The following is a 19,697-nucleotide window of genomic DNA, read 5'->3' as shown; positions in this document are numbered from 1 at the left end:
TGCTCGATGCACCCGAACAGTCTTCTGGAGGATGTGTATGACGAACTTCAACCCGCTGCGCCCGCCCACCGCTATGGCGGTCGCCTTGCTCGCTTGTGCGGTCTTTTCTGTGCAAACCATACCTGCCCATGCTCAGGACGCGATGCCCGCAGCCGACGAAGCGCAGCAAACGGAAGCCGGCGTGATGGCGGTCGAAAACCATTGGACGCTTGCCGAAATGACGGGCGACACCGTTTGGCTCGATCACATGCTGCTACCGGAGTACCGCTCGGTGGGCGACAACGGTGCGGCACATCCCAAGGACGCGATCGTCGCCGGAGCGGCCAAGCGCCGAGGTACCAGCCTGGATCAGGCCAAGCTCAAATGGGCCGCGTATCAGCGTGACCATGCCTTCGGCAGCGCGGTGGTCATGCAGGGGAACACCGCCATTGTGTCGTTCTATGACACGTCACTAGGCCCACAGAAGGGGGTGAGATCATCGGACATCTTCGTGTACGTCGATGGCCAGTGGCACGCGCTGTATTCGCAGCATACGGCTGTGCGCGGCTAGCTTCGGGCCGAATCCACGCGTCGTTGCTGCCTTGGTGTTGGCCGCACCCCTCTTTCCGGACACACGAAAAAGCCCGCGCTAAGGCGGGCTGATGCGTAAAATTTTTTGGTACCGGTGATAGGACTTGAACCTACACTCTGTCGCCAGAAGCGGATTTTGAGTCCGCCGCGTCTACCATTCCGCCACACCGGCACGTGTGCGAACGCCTATTATGCCGGTTTCAGTTCACCGGGTCGAGACTCAACTGGCGGTCCTGGCGCTTGTAGCAGCGATCGCCGCCCTTGGGCTCGAAGACCGCGCAATGGGTCATGTTGCCGGAGTAGATGTGCAGGCTCACGGCGACGGTGTCGTCGCTGGGGTTGCGGATGGTGTGGTACTCGTGCGGCGGGATCAGGCTGCCAGCGGAGCCCGGGCCGGCCTGGATCGAGCCGACTGGCTGGAAGCGATAAAGCTCTTCCCCTCCTTCGCCCGGCAGGCGCTCGTACTGCACCACCTCCAGCGCGCCGCTCCAGACACCTTCCACGCACCACATGCCGCAGTGATCGTGAATGGGCGTGCCCTGGCCGGGCCCCCAGGTCATGGCGACCACGCAGTAGCCGAGCTCGTCGCTGTGGTACAGCTCGCGGCGGGCGTAGCGGTCCTGTGCGGTCTCGAACACGCAGGCGGGCAAGACGATTTCCTTGCTCTGTATCAGCTTGCACAGGCTGTTGCGCAGGCTGTCGGTAATGGCGGGCGTGGAGCCCTTGGAGACGGCCGCGTCGATTGCGTGGATCAACGTTTCGCAGCCTGGGAATTCCGTGGTGAGCATGAATGGTCTCGATCGATCCGGGTGATGCAAACGATCCTATTGCGGCAAGTTGACTGAAGCCTGGATGAAGCTTCTCTGCTAGCCTTTCCCGAGCGGCGCCGGATCCGGCCCGAAGGGGGACGTCCATGGGTTCGATGGTGATTGTAGCGTACCGCCCGAAACCCGGGCAGGAAGCCGAGCTGGAGGCGCTGGTCCGCGAGCACGCGCCGTGCCTGCGTGCGCTGGGCCTGGTGACCGAGCGGCCCGCGCAGGCGATGCGTGCGAAAGACGGCACGATCGTAGAAGTTTTCGAATGGAAGGACGGTGCCATCGAGGCCGCCCACAACAGCTCGCGCGTGGCGGAGCTGTGGGAGCGCTTTGCCAACGCATGCGACTATGTACCGCTGCGCGAGTTGCGGGAAGCCGAGGGCATGTTCGCGTCGTTCGAGCCGATGAGTTTATAGGCGCGCCGCTTTACAAGGTGGCCAGAAACCCGCCGATGGCGCGACTGTAGTTTTCGATGTCCACCAGGAAGGCATCGTGGCCCTGCGGCGAATCCAGTGCCACGAACTGGACGTTCGCACCCGCCGCTTTGAGTCCATCGGCGATCTGTTCTTGCTGTTCCAGCGGAAACAGGATGTCGGTGCTTACGCCGATCACCAGCGCTTGAGCCAGATGGATGCGCTTTAAGCCTCCCATCACGCTGCCGTTGCCGTATTCGGCGATGTCGAACCAGTCGCTGGCGCGGGAAAGATACAGGTAGCTATTGGGATCGAACGTGCGCACGAAACGCTGCGCATGACCTTCAAGATACGACTCCACCTGGAATTCGAAGCCGAACGGCTGCTCCTCACGCTGATCGGCGTCGAGCCGGATGCGCGCGAAACGGCCGTTCCATTCCATGGCAGAACGGTAAGTGATCACGCCAAGCTTGCGCGCGATGCTCATGCCCGTGTCGGGATAGTGGTGGTCATCGTACTGACCACCATTCCAGTGCGGATCGAGTCGAATCGCTTCGCGTTGCAATGAACGGATCGCAATCGCAAACGGTTGTGCCTGGGGCGCGGTATCCACGCTGATATGCGCGCGCACGCTGCGCGGATGCAGCACCATGTAAGCCAGCGCGCTCATGCCGCCCATCGAACAGCCGATCAGACAGGCGAGCTGGTCGATACCAAGGCTCGCAACCAGGGTCTTTGCGGCATTGGCCACGTCTTCCAGCGAAAGATCAGGAAAGGTAAGCCGATACGGCTCGCCGGTAGCCGGGTTGACGGATGCCGGGCAGGTGGAGCCTTTGTCGCTGCCCAGCGAGTTCATGCAGACCACGAACCAGCGCTCGGTGTCGATCGCCTTGCCGGGGCCGAGCATGCCTTCCCACCAGCCCGGCGAAGGATCATCCGCATTCGCGGCGGCGTGTGCGCTGGGTGACAGGCCAGTAAGGATCAGTACGGCGTTGTCACGAGCTGCATTGAGCTTGCCCCAGGTTTCATACGCGACGTGAGCGCCATTCAGCGCGCCGCCGCGCTTCATCGCGAACGGGGAGGGCAGGTTGAAGTACTTGCGTGCGTCGCTCATGGCCTGTCCTTGTGGGGTGAGATACCCGGTCCGTTTGAACATAGATACCCCACCTTGTCCGATCCCGTTCAATGATGCGTTCGAAGGCCACCCATCGGTTTCGAGTGCTTCGCGCCGTGTATTAAAACTGGATTGACCAGCTTCGCTGTTATAAAGCGCCTCGGCCTGCGCCGGAATGACGGCTAGGAAAATCAGGCATCCGAAAGTTCATATACATCAAACCATTTTGCGCCGACCTCAGTCATGCACTTTGTCGATGACGATGTTCACGGGCGTCTTGCTGTTGACGTCGACCGTGCCACCGTCGCCTTCCAGGTCGCCGGCCTGGGCGATGGCGTTACCGCTATGGCTGATGCGCGCCCCGATGACGACACGGGCAACGGAGGAGAGCTTCATCGATGGAACCATGCTCATGGCGTCCGTCAGCGTCACCGTGGCCGGAAGTTGTGCTGCGGTGAGGCGTGCCACGGCAACGGGCATGGGCGGCCCGTTTTCGGCACGGGCGTAGACGAACAGCGTATCCCCGGCGGCAAGTTTGGCCTTCAGTGTGGGCGCCAGCGCCACACTCACGTGCAGAGCGGGGCCCTGGTTATCCATGCTTGCCGCCGCGTCGGCGCTGGATGCCGAGGGTGCCGCGCCACCGGCCCGCGCATCGGCCAAGGTGATTTGTTGCGTCACCGCCTGTGCCACGTTGGAGCCCGGCTGCAGCAGCGGTTCCAGGATGCGCCACGTCGATGCCGCATCGGCATAGCGGCCTAGCTGGAAATCGCTGATGCCCAACAGCCACAAGCCGCGCTGGTTATCGGGCTGCAGCTTTACGGACTGTTGCAGCAGGTCGCGCGCACGACCGTCAATGCGGTGATCCGGGCGCCCAGCGGAATCGGCCTGAGCCCAACCCACCATCGCGGTGGTGTCATTGGGCCGGAGCTTAAGCACATGGTCGAACGCGTTGCGGGCTTCGTCGAACTGCTGCATCTCCAATTCCGCCTGGGCCAACAGCGCCCAACCTTGCGCGTCGGTAGGCTGGCTGGCGAGGTGAGTACGCAGTTCATCCAACGCCTTGTTCACGTCGGTGATGGTTTGCGCCTGCGTCGGCACACCATTGAGCGTGGCGGGCGTGCCAACGTCCCGATAAAGCAGCACGGCGCCCACCGGGAGGACCAGAGCAATGCACAGCATGAGGATGAACAGGCCGCGTGGGCGGCCGGATTGCCGCCCATGCCGCAGCAATGGAAGCAACAGCAGAGCCAGCGCCACAGCGATCATCACTGTGGCGGCAATATAGAAAAGCGACTTCACCAATCGTCCCCATTTTCGGTCGGCGCGGCGGGCGTGCCGGCGCGGGTGCGTTTGCGGATGGTGTACACCACGACCATGCCACCGGCGAGAAGCATAAGCAGCGGTCCGAACCAGAGCAGCCAGGTACGGCTGTTGACCGGCGGATCGTAGAGCACGAAATCGGAATAGCGATCCACCAGGTATTGCTTGATCTGGTCATCGCTTTCACCCTGCTGCATCAGTTCGAACACTTTGTGGCGCAGATCGCGCGCGAAGTCGGCGTTGGAGTCGGCAAGATCTTCGTCCTGGCAGACCAGGCAACGCAGTTCGCTGGTGAGGTGTTGAAAACGCAGTTCTTCGGCGTGATCGCGGAAGGGGAGCGGATCGATGGCTTGGGCGATGGCGGCGGTTGCCAACAATGCAAGCATCACTATCAACATGATGCTCGCAAACATCGTGGTCTTACTCCCTCTCCCTTGCTGGAAGAGGGTTGGGGTGAGCGGCCACACGTGCAAAGAGCATTTTCTTCTGCGCATGAATCGAGGCGGCAAGTTGATGACACGCATAAACCTCATAGCGAGGCTACCCCTTCACCCCCGCCCGCTCCCCGGCCAGGAGCAGGGGCGGAATGCTGCAATGCTTCGATGGCAGGCTCCAGTTGCTGCGCGATCACATCGGGCGTAAGCGGCCCAATGCGCTTGTAGCGAACAATGCCCGCGCCATCGATCAGAAATGTCTCCGGTGCACCGTACACGCCGAAGTCGATAGCGGTATGGCCGGACACGTCGGTAATCACCACGCTGTAGGGATTGCCATGCTGCGCAAGCCATGCTTTGGCATCGTTCGGATCGTCTTTGTAGTCGTAGCCGATCACCGGGATACCGAGGCTTTTGGACTCGGCCATCAATACCGGATGTTCTTCGCCGCATGCAAAGCACCAGCTTGCGAACACGTTCACCAGGTAGGGCTTGCCCAGCATCGAGGCCTTGCTCACCGTTTGCGATGGATCATTCAACGTCGGCAATGCGAAGACTGGCGCAGGCTTGTTGATCAGTGGCGAAGGCACGGCCGTGGGATCGTGGCTGCTGTTCCACCAGATCCCGAAACCGAGCAGCACGGCAAGCACAACAAAGGCCAGGAATGGCACCAACCGGCTCATGCCTTGGACTCCTGCAGCACACCAGTAACGGTTTGGGTGGCCTCCGTTTCACGCTTCACACGGAAGCGGCGATCGGTGGCGCTCACGAAACCGCCGAGCATCATGAAAAGACCGCCGCCCCAGATCCAGCGCACGAACGGTTTGGTGTAAAGCCGCAATGCCCATGCGCCTTCCACGTGGTTGGCATCCATCGGTTCGCCCAGCGCGACGTAAATGTCGCGCGTGACGCCCGGATCGATGGCCGACGTCGTTTGCACCTGCTCGTGCGAATACGTGCGTTTCTGCGGATGCATCACGGCCACCGGCGCACCGTTGCGCGTGACCGTCACCACACCTTGTTCGGCTACCCAGTTCGGACCGGTGGCCTGCGTCACACCGTCGAAGCGGAAGGTATAGCCGCCGACGACGGCGACGTGCCCTGGCGCCAGACGCACATCGCGGGTAACACTGAGCGATTCGGAGAGCAGCACGCCGATCAGGAACACCGCCACGCCCACATGCGCCAGCAACATGCCGGCCATCTCAGCCGGATAACGGCGCCCAGGCGCCATGTCGCGCCAGCGCTTGACGACGTAGAGCACGACACCCACGCCCACCCATACAGCGCCAGCAACACCAGCGATCGCCTTGAGCTGCCCTTGCACGAAGAAGGCAGCCACAATCGCGCAGGCCACCGCCGCCACGCCCACGCGCACCAGCACCTGCTTGAGCACAGGCGCATCGCTCTTGCCCCAGCGCAAGTACGGCCCGAACGGCAACAACAGCACCACCGGCAACATCAGCAGGGGGAACAGCAGGCCGAAGTAGGGTGGGCCTACGGAAATCTTGCCAAGGTTCAGTGCATCGCCAAGCAGCGGGAACAGCGTGCCCAGCATCACCATGGCCGCGGCAACCGTGAACATCAAATTGCCGATGAGAATCGCACTCTCACGCGAAACCAGCGCGAACGCCTTGCCGCCGGCTACCTTTGGTGCGCGCAATGCATACAGCAGCAGCGCCCCTCCCACCACGATCGCCAGGAAGCAAAGAATGTAGGTACCACGGCGTGGATCGGAAGCAAACGCGTGCACCGAGGTGAGAATGCCCGAACGCACCAGGAAGGTGCCGAGCAGCGAAAGTGAAAACGCAAACAGCGACAGCAGAATCGTCCACGCGCGCAGCGAGCCGCGCTTCTCCGTCACGGCCTGTGCATGAATCAGTGCGACGCCCACCAGCCATGGCATGAAGCTGGCGTTCTCCACCGGATCCCAGAACCACCAGCCGCCCCAACCGAGTTCCGCATACGCCCACCAGCTTCCCGCAACGATGCCGCACGAAAGAAATCCCCACGCGGCGTTCGTCCACGGTCGCGCCCAGCGCACCCAGGACTGCTCCATCGAGCCCCCCAGCAACGCGGCGATGGAAAAGGCGAATGCCACCGAGAAACCCACATAGCCCATGTACAGCACGGGCGGATGGAAGGTCATGCCGGGGTCTTGCAATACCGGGTTGAGATCTGCGCCATCCGGCGGCATCGGCAACAAACGACCGAATGGATTAGACGTAAACAGAATGAAACACAAGAAGCCGACCGAAATGAAACCAAGCACGCCCAGCACGCGCGCCACGAACACTTCCGGCAATTGACGGCTGAACAGTGCCAGCGCAACGGTCCAGACGTTGAGAATCAGCACCCACAGCAACATCGAGCCTTCATGCGCGCCCCACACGGCGGCGATGCGGTAATACCAGGGCAAATCAAGGTTCGAATTGGCCGCTACGTACTGAACCGAGAAATCGAAACGCAGAAACGCCGACACCAGAATGGCGAAAGCAAGCGCGACGAATACGGCTTGTCCGGTGGCTGCCGGTCGTGCGATCGCCATCAGTGCACGATTGCCGCGCCAGGCGCCGACGAGCGGCAGCGCGCACTGCGCTGCCGCCAGCAGCAGCGCAAGAATCAAGGCGAGTTGACCAAGTTCGGGAGTCATAGCTGCTGTTTGTCCTGATTGGACGCCTCATCGATGTGCTTGCCGGCATGCGCCTTCGCCATCGCGTCTTTCAACTCTTTTGGCATGTAGGTTTCGTCGTGCTTGGCGAGCACTTCGGTAGCGACGAAGCGCGCACCGTCCATATGGCCGGTGGCGATCACCGATTGGTTCTCGCGAAACAAATCGGGCAGGATGCCGATGTATTCCACCGGCATGGCACCGCCGGCATCGACCACGGTGAAGGTCACCTTCAACGAATCGCCGGCGCGCTGGATCGAACCGGACTTCACCATGCCGCCGAGGCGAAACGTCTTGTAGCTCGACGCATCCCCTGCTTGAACCTGGCTGGGCGTAAACAGGTAATTCATGTTCTGCTGCAGCGCGTAGACCACCAGGGCCGCCGCGACAGTGAAGGCAACCAGGATGGCGATGATGATAGTGAGTCGGCGTTGGCGGGTTGGATTCATAGCGCTTCAAACACCCGCTCCCCTCCGGGGAGCGGGCTGAGGTGAGAGGGCAGCCTTGCGACGCAGCATGTTGTCGACGCGGCGCAAAAGGCTTCGGTCATACATGTAACCATCATGGCAAGCGCAATCCCTCACCCCGGCCCTCTTCCTCAAGGGAAGCGGGAGCCGAAGCGCGAGCCTTGCGCCCATCCTGTCGGGCCATGCGTGAGCGCACTTCACGCAGCACGCGACGGCGGCGAAATTGCGGCGCGAGCCAATCCATCAGCAGCACGATGATGAACACGCCATACGCCGGCCACACATAAACCGCGTAGCCGCCCATGGCGAAAAACGATGACAACGATGCACCGTTCATCCGCGCACCTCGTTCTGGGCAATCTGGCGCACCCAATCTTTGCCACTTTCCAGCGTAAGCAGATCGACGCGCGCGCGACCAAACAGGCTGGCGATGTAATAGAGCTTGGTGGCGGCCATCATGGTGAGCAGCGGCCAGAGCATCGACGTCGCAATCGTGGACGGCCCCAGCAGCCGAATGGTGGAGCCCTGATGCAGGGTATTCCACCAGTTCACGGAGAAATGCACGATCGGCACATTGATGATGCCGATCAAGGCGAGAAACGCCGCTGTGCGAGCGCCTTGCCGGCGATCCTCGAACGAGTGGTACAGCGCGATCACGCCCAGGTACAAAAACAGCAGCACGAGTTCGGAGGTGAGCCGTGCATCCCACGTCCACCATGTTCCCCACATGCGCTCGCCCCACAGCGAACCGGTGACCAGCGTGATGAACGTGAATGCGGCACCGATGGGCGCGGAAGCCATCGCTATCACTTCGGCCAGCTTGATGCGCCACACCAGTGCGATAAAGGCGGCAACGCCCATGACGCCATAGATGAACAGGCTCATCCAGGCACAGGGGACGTGGATGAAAATGATGCGGTAGTCATTGCCTTGCTGGTAGTCCGATGGTGCGAGCACCAGTCCGCCGTACAGTGCAATAACGCCAAGCAGCACGGCGAGTGTGATGGCCCACGGACGCAGGCTGCCGGCAAAGCGGTAGAACACCGGCGGCGAGCTCAGCTTGTGCAACCAGAGGGGGATCCAATTTGCCATGCTAGGAGTCCAGCGCTATGCGGAGCGCCGCGGCGCAAGCAAGAGGAGCCAGCACCACGGCAAGAACGAGCGCCGCGCCCAGCCATGCGATCGGAGCGATCCACGGCAGCCCCTCCTGGGCGGCTGCCAGAGCTCCAGCGGCAAAGATCACCACCGGCACACACAGCGGCAGCAGCATCAAGGCCAGCAGCATACCAGAGCGTCGCGTGCCGGCCGTAAGGGCCACCAGGATGCCGCCCAGCAGGCTCAACAGTGGTGTCGCCAGCAACAACGCTGCCAGCAGCACCGGGATGACGGTGGCCGGCAAGTGCAGCATGCCGGCAAGCAGCGGGGCGACCACGATCAGCGGCAACGCGGTCGCCAGCCAGTGGGCCAGGATCTTCATGCCCAGCATGACGGCAAGCGGTTGCGGCGCGAGCATCAGTTGTTCGAGCGATCCGTCTTCGATGTCGCTGCGGAACATCGCGTCCATGGCCAGCAGCATCGCCAGCAGGATCGTCACCAGCACCACGCCGCCGGCGATCCGGCGCAGCAATGCATTCTCAGGGCCGAGCGCGAAGGGAAACAGCGAGGTGACGATGAGCGCATACAACACCGGCAACACCATGTCGCCGCGCAGGCGCCATGCCAGCGTGAGGTCGCGGCGCAACACCGCCGCGCAGGCATGAGCGAGGCCCGGACGCCGCGTTTCAATCATGCAGATGAATCCGCTGCGGCTCGCCGCCGTGAAATTGCACCGCGCCGTGGCTGGTGACCAGCGCCGAACCGCCGTGCGCGATATGCGCTTCCAATAAGACATCGACCAGTTCGATGCCGGCGCGGTCGAGATTGGCGTAGGGCTCGTCCAGTAGCCATAAGATGGCCGGAACCAGCAGCAGTCGCGCCAATGCCACGCGTTTTTTCTGGCCGGCGGAAAGCTTGCGTACCGGTTCATCCTCCAACCCACTCAATCCAACCTGCGTGAGTGCTTGTTCGATACCGCTCTGGTTGCGATGGCCGTGCAGGCCGATGGTAAAGGCCAGGTTTTCGCGCGCGCTCAGCTCGGCTTTCAAGCCAAGCTGATGCCCAAGGAACACCACCTCGCCGCTGCAGCGATCCCAGGTCAACCGCTCGCCGCGCCAGAACAGCTCACCTTCCTCCGGGCGCAGGAGGCCCGTGAGGATGCGCATCAAGGTGGTTTTGCCGCTGCCATTGTCGCCTTCGATCAGCATCAACTCGCTGGCGGTCAGCGAAAAATCCAGTGGGCCGAAGACGGCTTCGTCCTGGCGATAGAAGGCGAGCGCGCGAGCTTCGAGCAGGGGTGCCCCTCTTTGGGCGGGGGTATCAAGTGAAGGGGCGCTTGCCACAGTGTTCAAATTCGGGAGCCTCGAAATTGCGCATTGCCTTGATCCCCGCCAACGCGGGCGTGGCGGCAGGAAAGCATGGCCGCTCGTCGGGCCATTGTGGGTACCTCTATCCCGCTTGTCCACGCGGCGGCTGGTCGCTACTCAGGCGCAGGCGCGCATGGCCATCGGCCAGCCCATGCACGTACGCGGCCTGCTGAAATTGCCGTGCCAGCGCATCCACCTCGGCGAGCGCCGGTCCGATGACAAAAAGGCTAGGCTCGCGCCACTGTGCGCCCACGCCGATGGCGGGACGAATGGCGACCGTGGAGGGCAGTGCGCGCACGGCCTGCAGCAGGGCATGCTGCGCAGCATGATTCTGGCGACGGGACTGCTGGCGGGAGAGCGGATTCCAGGCGGTGATGAACGCCCAGTCGTGCGGCCCAATCAGCGCGTGCAAGGGCGTGGGCAGTGGGGCGTCCACCTGGATGCAGGCCCAGCCGCCGCGCGCCAGACGGACGCGGTATTCTGTGCGGCGGTAGGTGTCCAGCAGCGTGCTATCCATGATGCAGCGGCGGCAGTGGGGGCAAGGTTGCCTGGAGCGCGCTGACCGCTGCATCAAGCGGCACGTCGCCCGCATGGGAGGCGCTGCGCAGCAATTGATCGAGCAGCACATCCTGTGCGCGGCCGCGCTCATAGGCGTAAGCGTAAGGAAGCTGCGTAAAGGTGACCATGCGATAGCGCGCCATGAAATGGGCCGGCGCGCGGGCAGCCAACTGTGCCCCCAGTTCCCGCTTGGCGAGGTAACGCGGATCGGCAACCGAATCGCGCATTTCGATGTAGTTCTCCAGCGCCATCGCTGCGATGGCATCGGCATTGGGTTTGCGGATGCGCTGGAATTGGGCGAACGTGTCGGCCGTATCGCGCTGCGTGTCGGCCAGCAGGTCGGCCAGGGTCACCGTATCTTCAAAGCCGCAATTCATACCCTGGCCGTGGAAGGGCACGATAGCGTGCGCCGCGTCGCCCACCAGCAACGCTCGCCCATCGATATGCCAGTGATCGAGATATAGCGTGGACAGACTGCCGACCGAATGACCGTCGTAATCGTCGGCAAAGCACGGAATCAGCGGCAGCAGATCGGGAAAGTCCTGCAGGAAAAAGTCATTGGCCGCGGCGGCATCGGCCAATGTATCGAAGCTTGGATGCGGTCCATGCGCGGGCAGAAACAGCGTGACAGTGAAGCTGCCTTCGGTATTAGGCAACGCGATGCACATGTAGCCGCCGCGCGGCCAGATGTGCAATGCATTCGGCTCGATGGCGAAGCGTTCGGCGCCCGAGCCGGGGGGAATTTCCAGTTCCTTGTAGCCGTGGCCCAGCGGTTCGACCCGGATACCCAGAGGCCTATAGCTGTCCATCGCCGCGCGCAACGCGGAGCCGGCGCCGTCGGCGCCGATCAGCACGGCTGCATCATGCTGGCGCTGCGTGCCGCTCTCATCGGACAGGGTGATGCGTCGCGCGTCCAGATCGGCATCGGCCAACGCGTGGCCGAAATGGAACCGCGCACCAGCCGCCTCCGCGGCATCGAGTAGCAGCATATTCAAACTGCCGCGCGACACCGACCAGATCACCTCGCTGTCGTCGACGCCATAACGCTGCAGGCTGCTATCGCCTTGCAACGGATGCACCATGCGACCGCGCATCATGACTGCACGTTGGAGCACATCGTCCGCAAGACCGGCCGTGCGCAGCGCCTGCAGACCGCGTTCGGCGAGCGCAAGATTGATCGAACGGCCGCCGACAAAGCCCGCGAGACGCGGGTCGGGGCGCTTTTCGAACACTTCCACGGCGAACCCGCGCCTGGCCAGCAGCCGGGCGAGCAGCGCACCAACCAGGCCGCCGCCGATGAGGGTGATTGCTTGCCGCGTCATAGTGCACTCCGTAGAAGGGAGCGCATCACTGTTCCGCAACCGTGCGTTTATCGCAAGTACGCATCGGCGGTGCCGATCAGAAACTCATGAAGTAGCCGCCGTTCACCGGCAGGTTTGCACCGGTGATGTAGTCCGCCTCGTCGGCGGTCAGAAACACCACCGCGCGGGCGATGTCACCCGGCGTGCCGAGTCGGCCCACGGGGATGTCGGAGATGATCTGTTCGCGGATTTCCTGCGGTACGGCGGCGACCATTGGCGTATCGCAATAGCCGGGCGACACCGTGTTAACGGTAACGCCCTTGCGCGCCGTTTCGCGCGCCAGGGCCATGCTGAAGCCGTGCACACCGGCCTTGGCGGCGGAATAGTTGGTTTGGCCGAACTGCCCGGTTTGGCCGTTGACCGAACTGAGGTTGACGATCCGGCCAAACTGACGGGTGACCATGCCATCGACTACGTGGCGGCAGGTGTTGAAGACCCCGTCCAGGTTCACGCGGATCAGTTCATGCCATTGCTGCGGATCCATCTTGCGCAGGCTGGTATCGCGCGTGATGCCGGCAGCGTTCACCAGGATGTCGACCTGACCGATGTTGCGCTCGACATGGGTGATCAAGTCGCCGCACGCTTTGAAATCGCCGACGTCGCAAGGCTCAAAACGGATGGCGCCGTTGCATGCAGCGGTTCGCTCGCGAAACGCTTCGATGCGGTCACTGCGCGTGGCCAGGTCCACCGCAATCACCGTGCGGCCGACCTGCGCCAATTGCAGGCAGATTTCGGTCCCGATACCACCAATGCCCCCAGTGACCAGGGCAACGCGAGAACCTGACTTTGACAGCGCCATGACAAATTTCCTTCAGCACATGCCGCGCGGCAGCACGTGTTGTGCTGCAGCGGTAGCCTGTGCCGGAAAGATCAAGGTTTCTTGGTGCGACCTGCCTGGCCCGGCGGGGGGGAAGCCTGGGATGCAGCATCCAGGAAGCCGCGCTGCATGTTCTTCCAGGCGTCCAGATTGCGTTCCGTCAGCTCGTTCAGCAGCGACCAGGGCGTCTGCCCCATCAGGCTGTTGAGCTGGTTGCGGAACTGCTGCTGCTGGTCGAGGAACACTTGCAGGCTGCGCTCCAGATACGGCCCCATGAACCCCTGTAGCGAGTCGCCGTAGAACCGGATGATCTGGCTCAATAGCTGGGGTGACAGCATCGGCTGCCCCTTTTCTTCGTGCTCGGAAATGATCTGCAGGAGCACGGAGCGGGTCAGGTCCTCGCCGGACTTGGCGTCGCGGACCTCGAAGTTTTCGTTGTCCAGAACCAGCTGGCGGACTTCTTCCAGCGTGATGTAGCTGGAGATTTCCGTGTCGTAGAGCCGACGGTTCGGGTACTTCTTGATGATGCGGTTAGTTTGTGCCATGCACACAAGCTAGCAGAAGGTATTGCGCCGCACCAGCCAGTGTTCAGCTTCTATGCTGCACTGGAGAGTGCAGCATTCGGAGAGGCCCAGGCGCTTCGCCTCGGGCCCGGTTCAGTGCCCCGGACCGCCGCCAGCGCTCCCGAACGGTGGGCGGGCGAACCAGAGCACGGGCAGCAAAACCACGAACAGCACGGCGCAGCCATAGAACACGTCGTTGACGGCCAGGGTATAGCCCTCACGGTTGATGATCTGGTCGATATAGCCCAGCTGTTGCGTGGCGCCCATACCCAGGTGCGACAACTGCTGCAGGTACTGGGTCGCCCCGGGCTGGGCATGGCTCACGCTTTCGGTCAGCGTGGCGTGGTGATAAATGCTGCGGTGCTGCCACAGGGTCACCATCACTGCGGTGGAAACGCTAGAACCCAGCGTGCGGAAGAAGTTGGATAGCCCCGATGCGTTGGCAATCTCCGCGGCCGGCAGCCCGGACAGGTAGATCTGGTTCAAGGGAATGAAAAAGAACGGGATGGCCAGCCCCATGGCGAAGCGCGGTACCACCAGCGTGCCGAACGAAGCCGCGCTATCGAAGGTGGAGAACCAATACGATGTCGCCCCAAACACGATGAACGCGAAGGTCACCAGGATGCGCAGGTCGAACTTGTGCATGTTGCGCCCGACGAACGGTGAAAACACGAACGCCAGCACGCCACTGGGCGCCGCTGCCAGGCCTGCCCAGGTGGCGGTGTAACCCAGTGTGGTCTGCAGCCACAGCGGAAATACCACGTTGATACCGAAAAAAGCGAACATGCCCAGCGACAAGCTGATGACACCGACGGTGAAGTTGCGCTGCTTGAACAGCGTCAGATCGATAACCGGATGCTTGGCGTGGATTTCCCATACCACCAGGAAGGTAAGGCACACCAGCGCGATAAGGCCCAGCGTCAGGATCAGGTTCGAGGCAAACCAGTCGTGGTCATTGCCGTTGTCCAGCATGAATTGCAGGCAACCCACGCCTGCCACCAGCAACACCAGGCCCACGACATCGATGGGCGACTTTACTGTTTTGGTTTCGCGCTTGTGCAGCAAGCTCCAGGTGATCAGGGCAGCCGCCACACCTACAGGTGCGTTGATGTAGAAGATCCACGGCCACGAAAAGTTGTCGGTGATCCAGCCGCCCAGAATCGGGCCGAAGATCGGCGCGATCACCACCGTCATGGCCCACATCGCCAACGCAATGCCTTGTCTTTCCTTCGGATAACTCGATAGCAACAAGGTCAGCGATAGCGCCACCATCGGGCCGGAACCGGCGCCTTGCATCAGGCGCGCAAAGACCAGCATCGGCATACTGGTAGCCATGCCGCACAACATCGAGAACAGCACGAACAGAATCACGGAGGTGACAAAGGTGCGCACCTCGCCGAAACGGCGCGCGATCCAGCCGGTGAGAGGCTGCATGATCGCGCTGGCGAGCGAATAGGAGCTGATCGTCCAGGTGCCCTCGTTGGGACTCACCGCAAGGCTGCCGGCGATGTGCGGCACCGATACGTTGACGATGGTCATGTCCAGCACCTCCATGAAGGTGCTGAACGCGACGGCGATCGTCAGCAAGACCAGGGGCGTGCCGTGCAACGGTTTGGGCTTTGCTGCGGTTTCAGGTGTAGCAGCCATGCTGGCCTCGCGATCGTGCTTTGCCGTTATTCCCATGAAAGCGGGAAACCATGTGCCCTAGAGCAAAAGGCGAACGCGGATTCCGTTTTTGCGGGAATGACGGCTAGAGAAAAATGGCGTCGTGAAAGGGGGAATGCATGCCGTGAGAAAAATCATTTGCCCAGATTGGCGCGAATGATCTTTTCCGCTTCGGCATCAGCTTGTGCGGCCACCTGGTCGTACACCGATGTTTCCGCTGGCGGCAGTGCGGGCGCGGAGGCGAGCACCGGGCCTTTGTCTTGGGTGATATCCACGGTGGCATCCGCGGAAAGGCCTACGCGCAGTGGATGCTGGTCCAGCTCGTTGTTATCGAGCGCGATGCGCACAGGTACGCGTTGCACGACCTTGATCCAGTTGCCGGTGGCATTCTGGGCCGGCAGCAGCGAGAACACACTGCCGGTGCCCGCGCCAAGCCCGATCACTTTGCCGTGATATTCCACGCCACCACCATACAAATCCGTGGTGACCTTTACCGGTTGACCGATGCGGATGTGGCGAAGCTGGTTTTCCTTGAAGTTGGCATCCACCCATAGATCGTGCAGCGGCACGATCGTCATGAGTTGCTGACCCGGCGCAATGCTGGCGCCCAGCTGCACACTGCGCTGCGCGACATAACCGCTTACCGGCGCCACGATGGTGTTGCGTTGTGCGGCAATCCATGCCGCGCGGAAGTTGGCGCGTGCTTGCATCACGGCCGGGTTGTTGCCGATGTCGGTACCTTCCACTGCGGCGCGCGCAGACTGCGCCTGCGCCTTTGCCGCATTCAGCGCCGCCTCGGCCTGTGCCACGCTGTCCCGCATGTGCTGCACGATCTCAGGCGATTCGGCTTGCGCCGTTACCAGTGGCAGATGGCGCTTCAGATCGGCTTGAGCCTTGCGCAGATCCACTTCGCGTTGCGCGACCATGGCGTCGGCTTCATTCACCGAGTCATTCTGCTGACGCACCTGGCGCACGGCTTGCGCAAGCGCGCTGCTGGTCTGGCGCAGGCGCACGTCGGCATCGGTGGGGTCGAGCTTCACCAATACCTGGCCTGCCGTCACATGCTGCGTGTCGTCGGTGAGAATGGCGATGACGGTGCCCGGTACCTGCGATGAAAGCGCAACCTGGTTGCCGCCGACATAGGCGTTGTCGGTGTTCTCGCGCGTGGATAACACGAAGAACCACAACAGGAACCACGCTAATGCCGCGAGCATGAAGACCGTTGCCACAATCAGCAGTGCACGGTTGCGCTTGGCGGGGTTCTTTGCGGCCAGGCCGCTGTCGTTGGCGTCCTTGGCGATAGCGGACTCGGAAGCACTCATGATCAGGGAGCTCCAGCGGTATTCGGGGAAGAGGCGGGGGTGGTTTGTGCGTTGCGCGTGACATCGGATCGGTAACCGCCGCCCAGTGCCTTGATCAGCGCCAGATCCGTGCTGAGCGCCTGGGCATGCAGGCTGATCGCCTGGTCGCGTTGCTGCAGGAGCTGCGCTTGGGCATCGAGGCTTTCGCGGGCGTCCTTGGTGCCATGCGCAGCGCGTGCTTGCGCGGAGGCGAGCAGCGCTTCATCGGCGTCGACTTGGGCAGCCTGCTCGGCCCGGCGCGCGGCGATCTGTTGCGCGGTGACGGCTTGCGTAGCCACGTCGCGCGCGGCGTTCGTTACGGTGACGTTGTAATCGGCGATCGCAGCATCAAGCTGCGCACGGCTGGCGCCATAGTTCGCCTTCAGCAAGCCGCCCTGGAAAATCGGCAAATGCACGGCCGGCGTAAGGCCGAACACACGGCTGCCGGCTGTGAACAAATTGCCGAGATCGCCCTTGGTGCCGGTGGAAAAGCCGGCAATATTCGGTGCGCCCTGGTTGGTGCTGGAAAGGCCGGCCATCGCACTGATGCTGATATCCGGGAAGTAATCGGCGCGCGCGACGTCCGTCTGCTTGAGTGCGGCCTCCACACGCCATTGGCTGGCGGCGATATCTGGACGACGCGCGATCAGGTCCAGGCGTGCGTCATCAGGCAATCCGCTTTCGATAGCAGGGAGGGGGTGCGGTTGCAAAGAAGGTAGATCGGCCAGAGACACATTCGCCAACGCAGCCAATGCGACTTTGCGCAGTTCGATCGAGCCTTCCAGTGTTGCCTGCGCTTCCTGCACGCTGGCCAGCTGCGCGCGCACCCGCTGTGCCGTATCGGGGAGATCCACGCCTTGTTGTACGCGCAGCTCGGCAATGCGCAGCAGCTGTCGTTGCACAGCGATGGCTTGTTGTGTGAGTTGCAGGCGATTTTCATCGGCCAACCAGGCGAAATACGTGTCGGCAACGGCGTTCTGCAAGGTGAGGGCCGCCGCGCTGTGTTGCGCCTCGGCGGCATGCGCCTGATCCAATGCCGCTTCGATGGCGGCGCGCTTCTTGCCCCACCAGTCGAAGTCATATTGCAGCTGTATGCCGAGGTCGGCCTGGTTGTACCAGTTGAAGCCGAGCAAAGAAGGCGGGAACAGCCCGTGGTCGCTCATGCGCTGGCGCGTGAGTTGTGCGTTGCCGTTGATGGTCAATCCCGATTGTGCCGCGGCTACGCGCACCGACTGTTCGGCGGTGTTTACGCGGGCGTGCGCCTGAGCAAGATCCGGCGACTGCTTCATGGCCAGCGCAATGAGCTGGTCCAGTTGCGGATCGTTGTATGCGCGCCACCAGTCGGCAGCCGGCCAACCCGCGCCTGCAGCGCTCGGCAAACCGGCCAATGGCACGTCGTCACGCAGCGCCGGATGCTGCATTTTGGCTGGAATCCAGCAGCCGGCAAGGGTCAGTGCAACGACCAGCGCGATCGGGCGCAAGCGCGCCATGCGGGGCGGTGAAGCGATGTTCATGGCGAATGTTCCGCTTCGTGTTCGAGTTGGGTCAGGTTGCGCGCGAGCTTGCGCAGCAGCCGATTCAGGGTGCCGCGTTCGGCCTGGCTAAAACCCGTGAATAGCAACTTCAAGCGCGGGAGCATGGTGGGGAGCATCTTCTGCACGAAGCGCTTGCCGGCAGGGGTGATCTGCATCACCACGCAGCGGCGATCGTTCACGCTGTGCCCACGTGTGATGAGGCCACGCTTGACCAGAGCGTTGGCAATGCGCGTCATATTGGTAACACCCAGTGAGGTGTACTCGCACACTTCGCCGGGCGTAGACGTGCCATCCGGCCGCCAAAACAGCGTGATCAGCGTGCGAAACTCGCTGTCATTGAGCTTGTGCGGGCGCAGCTTGTGTTCCAGCTCTGCCTGCAGACGCTCGCTGATGAGCACCATCATCCGGCACAGCCCGACGTCGGACGGCACGGCCGGCATGATTCGGCGCATTTCCGTAACGCCCTCATCCAGCATTTTTAGTTTGTCGGTAAGAGACATTTCATCGGTGCATATTTCACTAATGAAATAAATGATGGCCGGGCACGCCGTCGCTTGGCAAGTGCCAAAGGCGCTGCCATCCATAAAGCCATTTCGTCAGTCCAGTGAAAGTGCGCTATGGGCCCGGTGCCTGCAGGCAGGGAGGGTGCCCAAGGCACGTGCTGGGCATGGGCTGAATCGAACGCAGCGCGTTGCTCTAATCGCTGATTGCAAAGAGTTGTCGAACATTCGCCGTAGTGGCGGCGGCGATGCGCTCTTGCGCCTCATTGCGCAGTTGGGCAATGCACTGCAGAACTTCCGTCACGCGGGCCGGCTCGTTGCGTTGGCCGCGATGGGTGGACAAGGGTTGGTCTGGCGCATCGCTTTCCAGCATCAGATATTCGATCGGCATAGTGGCGACGATGCTGCGCAGGCGTTGCGCGCGTTCGTAAGTGACTGGCCCTCCGATACCGATATGGAAGCCGAGTTTCCATAATTGCTCTGCTTGCTGAAGGCTGCCCGAAAAACTGTGTACCACGCCGCGCAACTTGCCGATGCGACGTAGCGTCGTGGTCACTTCGTCCATGGCGGCGCGAGCATGCACAATGACGGGCAGGTCCCATTCGCGTGCCAGCATAAGCTGACGCATGAAATAGTCGCGCTGCCCCTCCGCGTCGACAGTCCGTTCGTGGAAATCGAGGCCGATTTCGCCCAGGGCGACGGGGCGGTGTGCAGTCAGCCAATGCGATAGTTTCGAAAGATCCTCCGGTTGATGCTTATGCATGAACATCGGGTGCATGCCATAAGCAGGAAACAGGCCACTGCCCGGCGTGCATAGCGCGTGGATGCGCGGCCAGCTTGCGGTGTCCACGCCGGGAATGATCTGCAGCGATACCCCGGCGCCGCGGGCGCGTGCAATGACCGCGTCGCGGTCGGTATCGAAGGAGGCATCATCCAGATGCACATGGCTGTCTGCGAGCTTGAGCATGGCTGTCATGATGGAGCATCCTGGCCTTGTTCTCCTATCTCAGGGTGCGTTTTGTTAACGCTCAGGCGGCTTCGGTCTAGCCATCATTCAGCGTCTTGGCGCTTCAATGCGGCACATAAGGCACG

General features: G+C 62.2%; 22 protein-coding genes and 1 tRNA gene. 2 read left to right on the top strand and 21 right to left on the bottom strand.

Going from position 1 to position 19,697, the window contains the following annotated elements; genetic code table 11:
- The first annotated feature begins 37 nt into the window (after positions 1-37).
- A complete protein-coding gene (locus tag DWU98_RS14355) occupies positions 38-550 on the top strand; it encodes a nuclear transport factor 2 family protein (protein ID WP_230474857.1) in 513 nt (170 codons plus the stop codon).
- Positions 551-656: 106 nt separating this feature from the next.
- Here DWU98_RS14355 and DWU98_RS14350 read toward each other — a convergent pair.
- Positions 657-742 (bottom strand) — tRNA-Leu (locus DWU98_RS14350).
- A 28-nt stretch (positions 743-770) separates the two neighbouring features.
- Entirely contained in the window at positions 771-1,358 is a 588-nt protein-coding gene (locus DWU98_RS14345; protein ID WP_115496231.1) for a cysteine dioxygenase family protein, read from the bottom strand.
- 125 nt (positions 1,359-1,483) lie between these two features.
- Here DWU98_RS14345 and DWU98_RS14340 point away from each other — a divergent pair, with 125 nt between their 5' ends.
- Positions 1,484-1,801: a hypothetical protein gene (locus tag DWU98_RS14340; protein ID WP_115496230.1), complete on the top strand. Its 318-nt coding sequence runs from the start codon at positions 1,484-1,486 to the stop codon at positions 1,799-1,801.
- Positions 1,802-1,811: 10 nt separating this feature from the next.
- Here DWU98_RS14340 and metX read toward each other — a convergent pair whose 3' ends face one another.
- The 19 genes from metX to DWU98_RS14245 all read right to left on the bottom strand — a co-directional run bounded on the left by metX (position 1,812) and on the right by DWU98_RS14245 (position 19,572).
- A complete protein-coding gene (metX, locus tag DWU98_RS14335; RefSeq protein WP_115496260.1) occupies positions 1,812-2,912 on the bottom strand; it encodes a homoserine O-acetyltransferase MetX in 1,101 nt (366 codons plus the stop codon).
- 237 nt (positions 2,913-3,149) lie between these two features.
- Positions 3,150-4,211: a tetratricopeptide repeat protein gene (locus DWU98_RS14330; protein WP_115496229.1), complete on the bottom strand. Its 1,062-nt coding sequence runs from the start codon at positions 4,209-4,211 to the stop codon at positions 3,150-3,152.
- The gene (locus DWU98_RS14325; protein ID WP_230474856.1) at positions 4,208-4,645 is read right to left on the bottom strand and encodes a cytochrome c-type biogenesis protein; all 438 of its coding nucleotides are present in this window, start codon (positions 4,643-4,645) and stop codon (positions 4,208-4,210) included. Before DWU98_RS14325 ends, DWU98_RS14330 begins: the two co-directional genes overlap by 4 nt.
- A 116-nt stretch (positions 4,646-4,761) precedes the next feature.
- Complete coding sequence (locus tag DWU98_RS14320) at positions 4,762-5,349, bottom strand: DsbE family thiol:disulfide interchange protein (RefSeq protein WP_115496228.1); 588 nt, start codon at positions 5,347-5,349, stop codon at positions 4,762-4,764.
- On the bottom strand, positions 5,346-7,319 hold the full coding sequence (locus tag DWU98_RS14315; protein ID WP_115496227.1) for a heme lyase CcmF/NrfE family subunit: 1,974 nt from the start codon (positions 7,317-7,319) through the stop codon (positions 5,346-5,348). The genes DWU98_RS14320 and DWU98_RS14315 overlap by 4 nt, the downstream gene beginning before the upstream one ends.
- Positions 7,316-7,786, bottom strand: coding sequence for a cytochrome c maturation protein CcmE (gene ccmE, locus DWU98_RS14310; RefSeq protein WP_115496226.1), 471 nt, complete (start codon positions 7,784-7,786; stop codon positions 7,316-7,318). The genes DWU98_RS14315 and ccmE overlap by 4 nt, the downstream gene beginning before the upstream one ends.
- A 112-nt stretch (positions 7,787-7,898) precedes the next feature.
- Positions 7,899-8,141 (bottom strand): heme exporter protein CcmD, encoded by a 243-nt coding sequence (gene ccmD, locus DWU98_RS14305; protein ID WP_115496225.1) that lies wholly within the window; start codon positions 8,139-8,141, stop codon positions 7,899-7,901.
- The gene (locus tag DWU98_RS14300; RefSeq protein ID WP_115496224.1) at positions 8,138-8,896 is read right to left on the bottom strand and encodes a heme ABC transporter permease; all 759 of its coding nucleotides are present in this window, start codon (positions 8,894-8,896) and stop codon (positions 8,138-8,140) included. The genes ccmD and DWU98_RS14300 overlap by 4 nt, the downstream gene beginning before the upstream one ends.
- 1 nt (position 8,897) lies before the next feature.
- On the bottom strand, positions 8,898-9,593 hold the full coding sequence (gene ccmB, locus DWU98_RS14295; RefSeq protein WP_115496223.1) for a heme exporter protein CcmB: 696 nt from the start codon (positions 9,591-9,593) through the stop codon (positions 8,898-8,900).
- Positions 9,586-10,242 carry a cytochrome c biogenesis heme-transporting ATPase CcmA gene (ccmA, locus tag DWU98_RS14290; RefSeq protein WP_115496258.1) on the bottom strand — a complete coding sequence of 219 codons (657 nt, stop codon included), beginning with the start codon at positions 10,240-10,242 and terminating at the stop codon, positions 9,586-9,588. The genes ccmB and ccmA overlap by 8 nt, the downstream gene beginning before the upstream one ends.
- 106 nt (positions 10,243-10,348) lie before the next feature.
- A complete protein-coding gene (locus DWU98_RS14285; RefSeq protein WP_115496222.1) occupies positions 10,349-10,783 on the bottom strand; it encodes a DUF3293 domain-containing protein in 435 nt (144 codons plus the stop codon).
- Positions 10,776-12,146, bottom strand: coding sequence for an FAD-dependent oxidoreductase (locus DWU98_RS14280; RefSeq protein ID WP_115496221.1), 1,371 nt, complete (start codon positions 12,144-12,146; stop codon positions 10,776-10,778). The genes DWU98_RS14285 and DWU98_RS14280 overlap by 8 nt, the downstream gene beginning before the upstream one ends.
- 76 nt (positions 12,147-12,222) lie before the next feature.
- Positions 12,223-12,984 carry an acetoacetyl-CoA reductase gene (gene phbB / locus DWU98_RS14275; protein ID WP_115496220.1) on the bottom strand — a complete coding sequence of 254 codons (762 nt, stop codon included), beginning with the start codon at positions 12,982-12,984 and terminating at the stop codon, positions 12,223-12,225.
- 71 nt (positions 12,985-13,055) lie between these two features.
- Positions 13,056-13,547 carry a polyhydroxyalkanoate synthesis repressor PhaR gene (phaR, locus tag DWU98_RS14270; protein WP_115496219.1) on the bottom strand — a complete coding sequence of 164 codons (492 nt, stop codon included), beginning with the start codon at positions 13,545-13,547 and terminating at the stop codon, positions 13,056-13,058.
- A 111-nt stretch (positions 13,548-13,658) separates the two neighbouring features.
- On the bottom strand, positions 13,659-15,212 hold the full coding sequence (locus DWU98_RS14265) for a DHA2 family efflux MFS transporter permease subunit (protein ID WP_115496257.1): 1,554 nt from the start codon (positions 15,210-15,212) through the stop codon (positions 13,659-13,661).
- A 152-nt stretch (positions 15,213-15,364) separates the two neighbouring features.
- The gene (locus DWU98_RS14260; protein WP_115496218.1) at positions 15,365-16,552 is read right to left on the bottom strand and encodes an HlyD/EmrA/EmrK family protein; all 1,188 of its coding nucleotides are present in this window, start codon (positions 16,550-16,552) and stop codon (positions 15,365-15,367) included.
- A 2-nt stretch (positions 16,553-16,554) separates the two neighbouring features.
- The gene (locus DWU98_RS14255) at positions 16,555-18,084 is read right to left on the bottom strand and encodes an efflux transporter outer membrane subunit (protein ID WP_230474855.1); all 1,530 of its coding nucleotides are present in this window, start codon (positions 18,082-18,084) and stop codon (positions 16,555-16,557) included.
- Positions 18,081-18,605, bottom strand: coding sequence for a MarR family winged helix-turn-helix transcriptional regulator (locus tag DWU98_RS14250; RefSeq protein ID WP_115496255.1), 525 nt, complete (start codon positions 18,603-18,605; stop codon positions 18,081-18,083). Before DWU98_RS14250 ends, DWU98_RS14255 begins: the two co-directional genes overlap by 4 nt.
- Before the next feature lie 196 nt (positions 18,606-18,801).
- Complete coding sequence (locus DWU98_RS14245) at positions 18,802-19,572, bottom strand: TatD family hydrolase (RefSeq protein ID WP_115496217.1); 771 nt, start codon at positions 19,570-19,572, stop codon at positions 18,802-18,804.
- Between the last annotated feature and the right edge of the window lie 125 nt (positions 19,573-19,697).

Origin of the sequence: Dyella monticola (genome assembly GCF_003363155.1) — a bacterium.
In the GTDB taxonomy this organism is placed as follows: domain Bacteria; phylum Pseudomonadota; class Gammaproteobacteria; order Xanthomonadales; family Rhodanobacteraceae; genus Dyella_B; species Dyella_B monticola.
Note: the sequence above shows the minus strand (reverse complement) of the source record. Positions and strands in the feature narration are given on the sequence as shown.

What these genes read in the sequence shown, in the direction of transcription:
- DWU98_RS14355 (WP_230474857.1), top strand. Translation starts at nt 38, where the DNA reads ATGACGAACTTCAACCCGCTGCGCCCGCCCACCGCTATGGCGGTCGCC.
- DWU98_RS14345 (WP_115496231.1), bottom strand. Translation starts at nt 1,358, where the DNA reads ATGCTCACCACGGAATTCCCAGGCTGCGAAACGTTGATCCACGCAATC.
- DWU98_RS14340 (WP_115496230.1), top strand. Translation starts at nt 1,484, where the DNA reads ATGGGTTCGATGGTGATTGTAGCGTACCGCCCGAAACCCGGGCAGGAA.
- metX (WP_115496260.1), bottom strand. Translation starts at nt 2,912, where the DNA reads ATGAGCGACGCACGCAAGTACTTCAACCTGCCCTCCCCGTTCGCGATG.
- DWU98_RS14325 (WP_230474856.1), bottom strand. Translation starts at nt 4,645, where the DNA reads ATGTTTGCGAGCATCATGTTGATAGTGATGCTTGCATTGTTGGCAACC.
- DWU98_RS14320 (WP_115496228.1), bottom strand. Translation starts at nt 5,349, where the DNA reads ATGAGCCGGTTGGTGCCATTCCTGGCCTTTGTTGTGCTTGCCGTGCTG.
- DWU98_RS14315 (WP_115496227.1), bottom strand. Translation starts at nt 7,319, where the DNA reads ATGACTCCCGAACTTGGTCAACTCGCCTTGATTCTTGCGCTGCTGCTG.
- ccmE (WP_115496226.1), bottom strand. Translation starts at nt 7,786, where the DNA reads ATGAATCCAACCCGCCAACGCCGACTCACTATCATCATCGCCATCCTG.
- ccmD (WP_115496225.1), bottom strand. Translation starts at nt 8,141, where the DNA reads ATGAACGGTGCATCGTTGTCATCGTTTTTCGCCATGGGCGGCTACGCG.
- DWU98_RS14300 (WP_115496224.1), bottom strand. Translation starts at nt 8,896, where the DNA reads ATGGCAAATTGGATCCCCCTCTGGTTGCACAAGCTGAGCTCGCCGCCG.
- ccmB (WP_115496223.1), bottom strand. Translation starts at nt 9,593, where the DNA reads ATGATTGAAACGCGGCGTCCGGGCCTCGCTCATGCCTGCGCGGCGGTG.
- DWU98_RS14285 (WP_115496222.1), bottom strand. Translation starts at nt 10,783, where the DNA reads ATGGATAGCACGCTGCTGGACACCTACCGCCGCACAGAATACCGCGTC.
- DWU98_RS14280 (WP_115496221.1), bottom strand. Translation starts at nt 12,146, where the DNA reads ATGACGCGGCAAGCAATCACCCTCATCGGCGGCGGCCTGGTTGGTGCG.
- phbB (WP_115496220.1), bottom strand. Translation starts at nt 12,984, where the DNA reads ATGGCGCTGTCAAAGTCAGGTTCTCGCGTTGCCCTGGTCACTGGGGGC.
- phaR (WP_115496219.1), bottom strand. Translation starts at nt 13,547, where the DNA reads ATGGCACAAACTAACCGCATCATCAAGAAGTACCCGAACCGTCGGCTC.
- DWU98_RS14265 (WP_115496257.1), bottom strand. Translation starts at nt 15,212, where the DNA reads ATGGCTGCTACACCTGAAACCGCAGCAAAGCCCAAACCGTTGCACGGC.
- DWU98_RS14260 (WP_115496218.1), bottom strand. Translation starts at nt 16,552, where the DNA reads ATGAGTGCTTCCGAGTCCGCTATCGCCAAGGACGCCAACGACAGCGGC.
- DWU98_RS14255 (WP_230474855.1), bottom strand. Translation starts at nt 18,084, where the DNA reads ATGAACATCGCTTCACCGCCCCGCATGGCGCGCTTGCGCCCGATCGCG.
- DWU98_RS14250 (WP_115496255.1), bottom strand. Translation starts at nt 18,605, where the DNA reads ATGTCTCTTACCGACAAACTAAAAATGCTGGATGAGGGCGTTACGGAA.
- DWU98_RS14245 (WP_115496217.1), bottom strand. Translation starts at nt 19,572, where the DNA reads ATGCTCAAGCTCGCAGACAGCCATGTGCATCTGGATGATGCCTCCTTC.